The 11771-nt window shown below is 47.2% G+C and carries 7 protein-coding genes; 1 reads left to right on the top strand and 6 read right to left on the bottom strand.

The window, feature by feature from the left end; translation table 11 throughout:
• Positions 1–160 precede the first annotated feature (160 nt).
• Complete coding sequence (locus ACLHR0_RS31580; RefSeq protein ID WP_436491690.1) at positions 161–1150, top strand: 2-hydroxyacid dehydrogenase; 990 nt, start codon at positions 161–163, stop codon at positions 1148–1150.
• On the opposite strand, the gene ACLHR0_RS31575 is transcribed toward ACLHR0_RS31580, so the two are convergent.
• From ACLHR0_RS31575 to gldG, 6 genes are all read right to left on the bottom strand, one after another.
• Positions 1133–2062 carry a sulfite exporter TauE/SafE family protein gene (locus tag ACLHR0_RS31575; RefSeq protein ID WP_436491689.1) on the bottom strand — a complete coding sequence of 310 codons (930 nt, stop codon included), beginning with the start codon at positions 2060–2062 and terminating at the stop codon, positions 1133–1135. The two genes, ACLHR0_RS31580 and ACLHR0_RS31575, sit on opposite strands and share 18 nt — an antisense overlap.
• Before the next feature lie 81 nt (positions 2063–2143).
• A complete protein-coding gene (locus ACLHR0_RS31570) occupies positions 2144–5002 on the bottom strand; it encodes a TonB-dependent receptor (protein ID WP_429044030.1) in 2859 nt (952 codons plus the stop codon).
• Positions 5003–5695: 693 nt separating this feature from the next.
• A complete protein-coding gene (locus ACLHR0_RS31565) occupies positions 5696–6355 on the bottom strand; it encodes a lipoprotein signal peptidase (protein ID WP_436491688.1) in 660 nt (219 codons plus the stop codon).
• Positions 6356–6415: 60 nt separating this feature from the next.
• Entirely contained in the window at positions 6416–8920 is a 2505-nt protein-coding gene (locus ACLHR0_RS31560; protein ID WP_436491687.1) for a bifunctional UDP-N-acetylmuramoyl-tripeptide:D-alanyl-D-alanine ligase/alanine racemase, read from the bottom strand.
• 57 nt (positions 8921–8977) lie between these two features.
• Positions 8978–9931, bottom strand: a complete 954-nt coding sequence (locus ACLHR0_RS31555) for a TerC/Alx family metal homeostasis membrane protein (protein ID WP_429044038.1) — start codon at positions 9929–9931, stop codon at positions 8978–8980.
• Between the two features lie 126 nt (positions 9932–10057).
• Positions 10058–11761 (bottom strand): gliding motility-associated ABC transporter substrate-binding protein GldG, encoded by a 1704-nt coding sequence (gene gldG, locus ACLHR0_RS31550; protein WP_436491686.1) that lies wholly within the window; start codon positions 11759–11761, stop codon positions 10058–10060.
• Positions 11762–11771 lie beyond the last annotated feature (10 nt).

The following is an 11771-nucleotide window of genomic DNA, read 5'->3' as shown; positions in this document are numbered from 1 at the left end:
CACAATAACTTCTGGTGCGTAAACACTTACAACTTCCCTTTTTTTCAACTGCAAATTGTGGATAAAACCATCCTTAAAGCCTAAAATGAAAAAGCTGCCTCATTTATTTATGAGACAGCTTCTTTTTTTATTACCTTCAATGCAAACAAGCACCACGATCATGGATATAGTCTTTTTCAGCGCGCAGCCATACGATATTCATTACTTCAACCAGGGTAACCACCAGGAGGAGCACCGTTTCCGTTTCCTGGAAGTGCAGTTAAATGAAGATAATGCCGCCCTGATAAAAGATGAACCCGTGATCTGCGTATTTGTGAATGATAAGGTGAATGCTGCTGTGATCAGCGTGCTTCAGCAAAAAGGCGTACGTCTTATTGCATTGCGCTGCGCCGGGTTTAATAATGTAGATCTCAAGGCTGCAGCAGCAGCCGGTATAAAGGTAGTGCGGGTGCCGGCCTACTCGCCCCATGCGGTGGCGGAGCATGCGGTGGCCTTACTCCTGGGGCTGAACCGGAAAATATATAAATCGTATAACCGTGTACGTGATGGCAACTTTACGCTGAACGGACTGGAAGGTTTTGATCTCTTTGGTAAAACAATCGGCGTGGTAGGGACAGGCAATATCGGTTCAGTGTTTTGCAAGATCATGCTGGGCTTCGGTTGTAAGGTGTATGCCCATGATATTTACGAGAATGAAGAACTGTTGGAATCAGGCGTAAAGTATGTGTCGCTGGATACTATTTTTGCACAGTCGGATGTGATATCGCTGCATTGCCCGCTGATGGAGCGTACACGGCATATGATCAATGCGAATGCTATTGCATCTATGAAGATGGGCGTAGTACTGATCAATACCAGCCGCGGCGGATTAATAGATACGGCTTCGGTAGTGGCAGCGCTTAAAGATGGCCATATCGGCGCACTTGGAATAGATGTGTATGAGCAGGAAGAACACTTGTTTTTTCAGAACTTCTCCGGAAGTATTATCCAGGACGATGTACTATCCAGATTAACTACCTTCCCTAATGTGCTGGTAACTGCCCACCAGGGCTTTTTTACAAAAGAAGCGCTCACACAAATAGCAGAGGTAACGCTGAACAATATACGTAGTTTTGAAAAAGAAGGCATATTGTTAAACGAGGTGAAGTAGCGTAGCGACAATTGTACGCAGACTCAGAATAATAATGAGGACACCTACCATAATCATCAGTGGTTTCCGTTTTATTTTCCGCACCAGGATGGCAGCAAAAGGGGAAGCGATCACACCACCGATTACAAGGCCTACAATTACCTGCCAGCTGGAGATGCCGGTGAAGATCAGGAAGGTGGCAGCGCTGGAAAGGGAAATAAAGAACTCTGCTGCATTTACGGAACCGATGGTATAATGTACGGTACGGCCTTTACTCAGCAAGGTGGAAGTAACAATGGGGCCCCAGCCTCCGCCGCCGATGGCGTCCATAAATCCCCCGGCAAACGCCAATGGTCCGAGTCTTTTTGTTTTGGTTTTTCTTTTATTTTTCTGGATGCCTTTCCGGATAACTATAATACCGAGTATCAGCAGGTATGCGCTGATGAAGGGCTTTATCACATCCCCGTCAATCTTGTCGGATAACAGGTAAGCGCCGGAAATGGCGCCGATCATTCCCGGGATCAACAGGCATAAAAACAGTTTCTTATTTACGTTGCCCAGTTTAAAATGTGCAAACCCTGAAGCGCCGGTGGTAAATACTTCTGCCACATGCACGCTGGCGCTGCTTACTGAAGGCGATACGCCCAGTCCCAGTAGTAAAGAAGAAGAGGTAGCGCCGTATGCCATACCCAATGCGCCGTCTACCAGTTGCGCGCATAATCCCACCACAATATAAAACAGCAGCTCTGTTGTAAAGAGGGAGTGAAAGAACCGGCGTACATTTCCCTGTACGGCATCCGGTACTTCGTAATAATAAAGGGCAATCAGCGCGGTGACTATCAACAACGATACAACCCCTATCTGCCACCATTTGAAGGAGGACTGCGGCTTTTCGGTAACGGTGCCTGCAACGGCTGTTGTACGTGTAGTCATACCAGTTATTTTTAGGTAGTTTTTTAAAAACAGGAATGCAGCGATATCGCTGCATCCCTGTATCTCAGCAACTATTATTTATTATTTCCGCTGGAACACATTGTCGTATGTTAACGCCAGGTAGTATAATCCGCCAATAGTGGGACCTCCCACATACTGGAAGTACTTGGAGTTCAGGATATTGGAAGCGCCCAGTTTAAAGGATGTTTTGATCTTTGGTACACGGTAGGTGATCTGCGCATCTACAGTGTTGTAGGAAGGCACGTCGCCATTACCAAAAAGGTTCTGCCAGTAGAAAGTATTCTGCCAGTGCCATACTACGTTGAAGCCAATATTTTTGTACACATTGCGGTTACCTAGGCTTACGTTGGTGAACCAGTCTGGTGTGTTAAAACCGGGAATCAACGCATCATCTTTGGTTTTATCCTGCGCCAGTTTGTTGTAGTTGGCGTTACCGCTGATGGTGTAGCTTTTATACAGGTCATAAGTAACTGCTACAGCGAAACCGTAGTTGTTTACGGTGGATTTACTGTTGGTCCATACGCGGTAGCGATCCTGTAAAGACTTATCCAGCATCTGGTTCAGCACTGTTTGATCGGGATTGTTAACGTTACCTGTTTTAGGCACTACTGCTTCAATCTGGCCGATGAAATGTTTGTAGGAGCTGTAGTATCCATCTATGTCTACAAAGAGTTTGTTATCGAGCAATACCGCTTTATAACCGGCTTCGAAAGAGGTGATCTGTTCCGGAACGATAGGATCCAGGTTGGCCACTTTCAATACGCCTGCATTTTTTGCGGCGGCAGCATCTTTGGAGATGTGTTCCGCGTTGATGGTTTTATTTACCGCTACACCAAACGCATCTACGGAGCTGGTGAGGAAGGAGTTTTTGAAGTAACCCAGTCCTTCTTCAATGAATGCGAGTCCGCCTACACGTCTTACCTGGCCGTTGTTTACGAAGGAGTACGCTTCAAACAGTGAAGGGAAGCGGAATCCGTTTTGCCAGGAAAGGCGGAAGTTATGTTTGTCTTTGATGCTGTAAACTGCTGCGATGCGTGGGTTTACTTTACCTTCGAACTGTTCGTTTTTATCGTAGCGCAGGGAGCCGGTGAGCTTTAATGCGTCGTTGAAGAATGTTTTGCTGATTTGTGCAAAGCCGCCGTATTTACCGTACCAGATGTGTTTACCGCCTGGTTGGTTGCGTTTGTCGGCGGGGCGGGAGAAATCCACGAAGTTGTTACCGTCCGGGATGATTTCATAGGTGCGGTAATCGGCGCCTACCAGTACATCCGCGAAATGGATGTATTTACGCAGGTTCCAGGTACCTTCTGTGTGGTAGAACCGGCTCTTTTGCAGGAGAGCGGCGCCGCCACTGGTATTTTCAGGGTTCTTGGAAGTAGGGTAAATATCCCAGTCGTTGATACTTTTTATTTTGGCCACCTGTGCATCAAAAGCGGGAGTGCCGGGCGTCCATCTGCCGGCGTCTGCAAAGGCGCGGGCGGCGGCATGTGCGGCTACCAGGTCGGAGCCTGCAGTGAGCGCATTGTTCAGGCCGGAGGTATAATCGGCCAGCCATTTTTTATCTGGTTTGAATGATTTTTCGAGGTTGTCGGCCAGGGGATTCATGTTATAGGAATCGCCGGTATTTTCAATGGAGATGTACGACCTCACGGTGAAGTCGGGGTGTACGAGTTCCAGTTTGCCGTTTTGTACGGTTACGCCTCTGAGGCCGATACGGTTACCACGTTGAAAGAAGCCGTCCATTTCCCCGTAGCGGTAAGACGCGGACAGTTCCAGTTTGTGGGGTAAGCGGAAGTTAAAAGACACGTCGGCTTTTTTATTCTTAACGGTAAAGTCGCCCACGATATCTTTTTCCCAGTAGCCGGTGCGGTGTACATTGTAGGCACGTCCGTCTTTATCGATAACCTGGAGGTTGGAGTTATCGCCATATTTATTCCAGGCATCGTTGGCGATGTTGTTGGCGCCGCTGAGTTGTGGAAAGTCGGGGTTGGCTTTGGATTGCGGGGAAAAGTCGCTGTGGTTATCAGCGTACCAGTCGGTACCCTGCATGTAGCTCAGGTTAATTTTCCAGGCAAACCAGGAAGAGTATTGCTGTGCATAGCGTACAGCCGTTTCCGTGAGTAATTTTGCGCCACCGTCGTCGCCAACGTGGTTCACGGCTACTTTCTGGTATACACTTACGCCCTGGTATTGGAAGGGGTTTTTAGTGATGAGGTTGGACATTCCGTTGATGGCGTTCATGCCATACAGGGCGGAAGATGCGCCGGGTGTAACTTCCACGCTGGAAATATCAAGCTCCGTAGGTCCGATGGCGTTACCCAGTGGCACGCCGAGGGTGGCTGCCTGGTTGTCCACACCATCTACCAGCTGCATAAAGCGGAAGTTGTTGGGAACGTTGAAGCCGCGGGTGTTGAATACTTTGAAGGTAAGGCCGGCGGTGGTCATTTGCACGCCTTTCAGGTTACCGAGGGCGTCGTAGAACGTGGAAGAAGGGGTTTCTTTCAGCGCCCTGATGTCCAGTTTTTCGATGGCAACTGGTGAGCGGAGCAGTTTTTCCTGCTGACGGGAAGCGGACACCACTACTTCATTTACCAATAGTGATTGTGTATATAACTGGATGGCCAGTTTGCTGCTGCTGCTTTTTACTTCAAACTCCTGGGGTTGATAGCCTATGAGCCTGATGACCAGCTTCAGCGGGAATTTAGAATTGGTGGTTACTTCAAAGCGGCCGGTGGTATCTGTTTGAGCGCCGAAGGAAGTGCCTTTGATTTGTACGGAGGCGCCTGGAAGGGCTGCCCCATGATCGTCTGTAATTTTGCCCTGAATGACATAAGAGCCGTTAAGTTGAGCATGTACCAGTGCCGGACTGAATGCCAATATTAAGAACAGGTATTTTGCCAGCATTAAAAACTTTTGCATGTGCTGTAAACATTATTGATTCTGGAATGAGAAAATGATAAGGGGACCTTTTTACGATGTCATGCCGCAACATCGTACTGAAAATGAATGATTTGTAAAATTTATTATCATATAGTCTATAGAATTAGTAGACAAATATAATCCGGGTATTTTTCATTTCAAAGCAAATGGGGTGATTATTTGGAAAAAGGTGTGTCCGGAACTGCGGTGGGAACAGCAGTTGCGTTTGTAACCTCCTCAGCGTGAAAGGCTTGGAAGGCCACATTTTTTTATTGGATGCGTCGCTTTATAACTATGTTTAATATGCGGGGATACTTCTGTGATACTTCTTGGATACTTCTCTGATACTTCCCGGATACTTAGGACTCGTGTATGTGTTATAGTCCCTATATAGTTCCCATACACTCCCTATACACTCATGATACACTCATGATACACTCATGATACACTCCCCATACACTCTCTATACACTGTCACGTCCTGAAATAGGTTTACGCCCCCGGTGAAATAATCCTGATTTTGGTTTACAGGTATCTTAGTATAAATCCAATTTCGGGCATTTTGCGGAAATTTCAGAAGATTTTGGAAGATGAAAGACGGATATTTTGCCGGTCATCTTCCTATGCTTTAAAGTAATAGCATAAAAAAAGCGCTTACCACCGGTGAGCGCTTTCTATATAAATAAGTTGATAATTAAGCTACGGGATCTTTTGCTACAGCATCAGAGTGTTCAACGGCTTTAGGCTGCATGTGTTTTCCGAAGAAGCGTTTCTGGAACAGCAGGATCGTGATTACGCCGGTAGAAATAGCTGCATCGGCTACATTGAATACGGGGCGGAAAAACACGAAGTAGTCGCCGCCTTTAAACGGTACCCATTTAGGCAGGTAGCCTTCGTAGATAGGGAAGTATAACATATCTACCACGCGACCGTGCAGGAAGCTGCCATAACCGCCGCCGGCAGGCATAAACTTCGCTACTTCATACCCTACACTATCGTTAAAAATAAGGCCGTAGAACATACTGTCTATCAGGTTGCCGGCTGCTCCTGCCAGGATCAGGGATCCACAGATCAGCAGGCCGGTGCTGTATTTTTCTTTGATGAGCTTTTTCATGTACACAAAGCCCACCACTACAGCTACCAGGCGGAACATGGTGAGAAGGATCTTCCCGAAGTCGCCTCCGAATTTAAGACCATAGGCCATTCCTTCATTTTCAATAAAATGGATCCGGAACCAATTGGGGAAAATCACAAACTCCTGTTGCATAAACATATGCGTCTTGATCCAGAATTTCAGTGTCTGGTCAATAACCAGGATCAGGATAACGATAAATACTACGTGACGATATTTCAACTGATATTAGAATTTTATCAAAAATAATAGTTTATTTCAAAGTCGAAGCCTGCAATATCATTATTCCTGGAAATATACCCTTTTTACGCGCTGTGAAATTCCTGTTAATATTTCATAGGGAATGGTTCCAGCCCAGGTGGAGAGGTCCTGTACGGACAAATCCTGGCCAAAAACAATAACCTCGTCTCCCTCCGCTACGTCGGGGATATGTGTTACATCGAGCATGAGCATATCCATCGCCACTACACCGGCTACAGGCGCCAGTTTGCCACGAACCAGCATTTTACCAACGCCCATGCCCAGTCTGCGTGGGTAGCCATCGGCATAGCCAATACGCACGGTAGCAGTCACTGCCGGGCCTTTGGCTTCCCATTTGGCGCCATAACCCACGGTATCGCCGGCTTCCAGGCGTTTTAGTTGTGCTACGGTGGTTTTCAGGGTGCTTACATTGCGAAGCTGGTCCTGGATGCCGTTGCTGCTGTCGATGCCGTACATGCCGATACCCAGCCGCACCATATCCAGTTGCAGGTCGGGGTGGCGACTGATGGCGGCGCTGTTGGCAATATGGCGGATTACAGTATAGCCCAATGCTTTCTGCAGTTCATGGCTCATATCATAAAACAGGCGGCCTTGCTGCTGTGTGAAAGCATCCTTTGAAGGATCTTCACTGGCAGCCAGGTGGCTGAAAATGGATTGCACTTTCATTAGCGGGGTGGCGGTGAGTATTTGCGCCAGTTCGGCAATTTCGCTTTTCACGAATCCCAGGCGGTGCATACCGGTATCGAGCTTGATGTGAACGGGGAACTCCGTTTTGCCTGCTGTGGTGATTTCCTCCATAAACTGCAGGAGGATCTGCATGGAATAAATTTCCGGTTCCAGGTTCCAGTGGAGGATGGCGTCGAAACTGGCAGGTTCCGGGTTCATCACCATGATAGGCATGGTAATGCCGGCCCTTCTCAGCTCCACTCCTTCATCGGCGTAGGCTACCGCGAGGTAGTCGACTCCGTGGAACTGGAGGAGATTGGCTATTTCAAAGCTACCGCTGCCATAGGAGAACGCTTTTACCATGGCCATTAATTTGGTGTTTGGTTTTAATAGCGACTGGTACAGCTTTACATTATGGGAAATAGCGGTGAGATTAATTTCCAGGATGGTTTGATGCGCCTTTTGTTCCAGCAGTTTGCCGATGCGTTCAAACTGGAAGATGCGGGAGCCTTTTACCAGGATGGTTTCATTCTGGAAATCATCTGCGTTGAATTGTTGTATGTATTCATCGGTGGTGGTGAGGAACTGTGTTTTCAGGCCTTCTATCTGCTGGAAGCTTTTTTTCTCCCTGCCTATATTTTTACCGATAGCAATTAATTTATTGATGCCTTTCTTTTGCAGGAGGTCTGCAACTTCTTCATACAGGGTGGCGTCGCTTTTGCCACTTTGGAGGATATCGCTGAGGATAACCGTGCGGGTAGCGTGCTGCTGCTGTTGCTGGAGGAAGTCGAGCGCAATGGTTAAAGAGCCGAGGTCCAGGCTGTAGCTGTCGTTAATCACCGAGCAGTTATTGATTCCCTGTTTCAGTTCCAGGCGCATGGCGATATTGCTGAGCTGATCCATCCGTTGCTGGATAACGGCTTGTTCCTTGCCGAGGTACAGCATGAGCGCCAGGCAGTGAATGGCATTTTCGATGGAACCTTCATCTACAAAAGGAATCTGGAAATGCAGGGGTTCCTGTTTGTAAAGGGCATCGATGCGGGTATGGTTATCGTGTTTATCCACACTGGTTACCCGGAGGTCGGCATCGGTTTTCCGTGACCAGGAAAACAATTCCGGTCCGCCTTCCTGGTTTTCTTTTTTGCCTACCTGGTTGTGAAAGGCCAGCACACACTCATTGAGAGCGAGATAGTCTTTGCAGTAAATGAGGATATCGCTTTTAGCGAACAGTACCAGCTTTTCATTTATTTTCTGGCGGATATTTAAGAATCCTTCGCTGTGAGCTTCCCCGATATTGGTGAAGATGCCGATAGTGGGACGGATAATTTTTTCGAGGTTCACCATTTCACCGGGTTGTGAAATGCCGGCTTCAAAGATGGCCAGCTGGTGTTCCGGTTTCATTTGCCATACAGAAAGCGGTACTCCTATCTGGGAGTTATAGCTTTTAGGACTGCGAACAATATTGTAATCTTTTTCCAGCAGCTGGTACAGCCATTCCTTTACAATGGTTTTGCCATTGCTGCCAGTGATGCCAATAACAGGTATATGGAACTGGTGCCGGTGAAAGGCCACCAGTGCGTGCAGCGCCTGCAGGGTGTCTTTTACGAGAATGAAGTTGGCTTTAGGATACTTCTCCAGTGGCACTTGTTCACTCACCACAAAATTGCTCACCCCTTTGCGGTACAATTCTTCAATGTATTGATGCGCGTTGCGCCGCGGGCTAACCAATGGAATAAACAGAGATGTTTCGGGGAAGCTGAGCTTCCTGCTGTCCAATAAAAGATGGTCAATTTCAGAAAATCCGGTCTCTTGCAACAATTCCCCTTTCAAAGTTTTGTTGATGCTGGCTGCGTTATACACGTTTATCAGGTTTGAATAATCACTTAGCTGCTGCAAAATTAATGTCTGCGCTGCTTTTTACTTCACTTCTCCTTCCGGTAATTCTTTTTTCTGATGATAGAGAGAATAGAGGATGGAACCTCCCAGGCATAGCACTATCACTATCAATGATACGTATACCGGTATATGAATATTGTGCTTGTGCAAAAAATACTCTGCCAGCATTTTCAGTCCTATAAAAACCAGGACGATGGCAATACCCTGGGGCAGATAATCAAATTTATCTACCGCTCCCCTCAGTAAAAAGAACAGGGACCTGAGTCCCAAAACCGCAAATATATTAGAGGTATATACTACCATCGGATCCCGTGATATGGCAAATACAGCCGGTATAGAATCTACCGCAAATAAGATATCTGTTACTGCCAGCATCACCACAACCAGTGATAACGTAGTGAGATATGCCTTATTATGTTTACGGATCACAAATTTGCCTTTCGGCTCTTCTGTAGTTACCCGCATGTATTTATTCATAAAACGGTAAATCGCATTTTCTTCCGGTTTAAATTCGTCATCCTCTTTTGTGACAAACATTTTAATGCCGGTATAAATGAGAAAAGCACCGAAGATGTATAATATCCATTCAAATCTTTCTATGAGCTCAATTCCCAGCCAGATAAATAAAGCCCTGAAAATAATGGCCATTAGTATACCTATCAGCAATACCCTGGAATAGTACTCTTCTTTTATTTTAAAAAAACTAAAGATGAGTATAAATACAAAGATATTATCTATCGACAGGGATTTCTCCATCAGGTATGCGCTCAAAAAGCTGATGGCGGGTTCTGCGCCGTCTTCCAGCCACATGAACCCAAAAAAGAGCATAGATAAAACTACCCAGAAAATGCTTTGCCACAGGGCAGTCTTCAGGCTTGTTTTCGTATTTTTCTTACTAAAAAAACCAAGGTCAAATACTACTGCCAGGATGATCACAATAAAAAATACCAGATATGTTACTTCTGTTTTTCCCACGTGATTTGCATTTTATGAGCAGCAAAGATAGGAAAACGGCAGCTAGGTTTCCGGTTTAAGGTTGCCATTTCCAGGAAGCGGCCACTGTTGTATGCCCTGAAAGCCAGTGTCTTACAGCACTTCAGCCTATTCAGCAAATTTACGTTGCCGTATAAACTGGAATACCATGGCAAATAGCAAAACCAGCCCAACGGGTACGAGGAAACAGATGACCTGCCATTTGGTTTTTTCCTGCCGGATTTTTTCTCCATCCAGCAAACGCAGTGTCAGCTCCTTGTTCCGGGCTTCCATGATACCGCTGTTGCCGCTGAGATACTCCAGGCAGTTGAGAAAAAACTCTTTATTGGCAAAGGCAAAGCCCGGGTTAAATTCGTTGATGCCCATTTGCAGCGGGCCTTCCTTGCGGGATACGGCATTGGAAATTACATCGCCATCACTTACCACAATCATTTTGTTGATAGTATCGGATGATTCCCTGAAAGGTTGCCCGGATGCGTGAAACAGCTGGTTTACCGCATCAGGATTTTCGCGGTTGCGGAACAGGGAAGTAAATTTCCCTTCCAGCAAAACGGCTGTGGGCAGGTATTTCTGGCGGTATTCGCGCGGATTGGGCTGTGTTTTTACGATGTCCCAGCTTACCTGTGCCGGCAGGCGCGTGGTACGGCTGTTCCTGGAAGTGGTGAGCAGTATGGTTTTGCGGATGGCGTCGTTTTTTATAGTGTCGATAGAACTTACGAAGCGGCTCAGCACCATATCCAGATTTTTTACGATAGGATGCGCTTTGGTAGGCATCAGCATGGGGAAGTATGGGAACGGCATCGGCTGTATCTGCGGCCGGTTGCCCACATTGCCTACTACCAGCGGCACTACATCGCTTTGCAGGTCCAGTACCAGGTCCTGGTTAATGCGCACGCCGTAGCGGAACAGGAGGTCTTCCAGGTTCAGCCCGCGATCCATGGCAAAAAATTCCGGGTGTTCGTGTAAACTGTCCATGGTGGCGCTGGATTCATCCAGGAACCACAGCACTTTGCCGCCGTTCATTACATACTGGTCTATTTTAAATTTATCTGCATCAGAGAAAGCGCCTGCCGGTTTGGCAAAGAGGATTACATTAAAATCGCGGGGTATGTAGGAAGCGGCCTGCAGGGTGAGGGTATCCAGGCCGTAGCTGTTTTGAAGGGTACTCAGGGCGTCGTATACTTCGGCGCCAAGTGATTCTCCATGCCCAAGCATGTACCCGATGAGTGGTTTTTCCTTTTCCTGCAATTTATGGATGGCATAGGCAAACTGGTATTCCAGCAACGCTTCCGAGCTGTTCATGGTTTGCATGGGATCCTGCCCGCCCTGGTTTTTCAGGAGATTCACCCCTACCGTTTTGCCTTTGTAATGCACCAGTGCACCGGGGAAGATCAGCTTTTCAGCGAAGCCGTCGTTGGCTTCCTGCTGCACTTTCATATTAAACGGCATGATGCCCTGTGCGGTGAGTTCACCGAGGAATTTCATGCGTGCGGAGTCCGTCAGCCCCTGTCCGGGATTGATAAATGTAAACCGGAGGTTTTGTTTACCGTATTCGCGGAACTCTTCCAGCAGTTCGGAAGTGGATTGTGCCAGCTGACGGAAGCTGGCGGGGTAATCGCCTTTGAGGAATACCTCAATTTCCACCGGGCTGTCCAGTTTGCGGAGCATTTGCCGGGTGCTGGCGGTGAGCGTGTATCTTTTTTCTGCTGTCAGGTCCCATCTGCCATGAAAATAAGCTGCTGCTATATTAATGCCCGTGAGTACCAGTATAACTGCTATTGCACGTTGTATGTATTTCTTTCGTGTAGCCATGTTGTTTAGT

This window comes from Chitinophaga sp. ARDCPP14, assembly GCF_051362515.1.
Classification (GTDB): Bacteria; Bacteroidota; Bacteroidia; order Chitinophagales; family Chitinophagaceae; genus Chitinophaga.
Note: the sequence above shows the minus strand (reverse complement) of the source record. Positions and strands in the feature narration are given on the sequence as shown.

Coding starts and splice junctions, on each gene's coding strand:
- ACLHR0_RS31580 (WP_436491690.1), top strand. CDS start 161: ATGGATATAGTCTTTTTCAGCGCGCAGCCATACGATATTCATTACTTC.
- ACLHR0_RS31575 (WP_436491689.1), bottom strand. CDS start 2,062: ATGACTACACGTACAACAGCCGTTGCAGGCACCGTTACCGAAAAGCCG.
- ACLHR0_RS31570 (WP_429044030.1), bottom strand. CDS start 5,002: ATGCAAAAGTTTTTAATGCTGGCAAAATACCTGTTCTTAATATTGGCA.
- gldG (WP_436491686.1), bottom strand. CDS start 11,761: ATGGCTACACGAAAGAAATACATACAACGTGCAATAGCAGTTATACTG.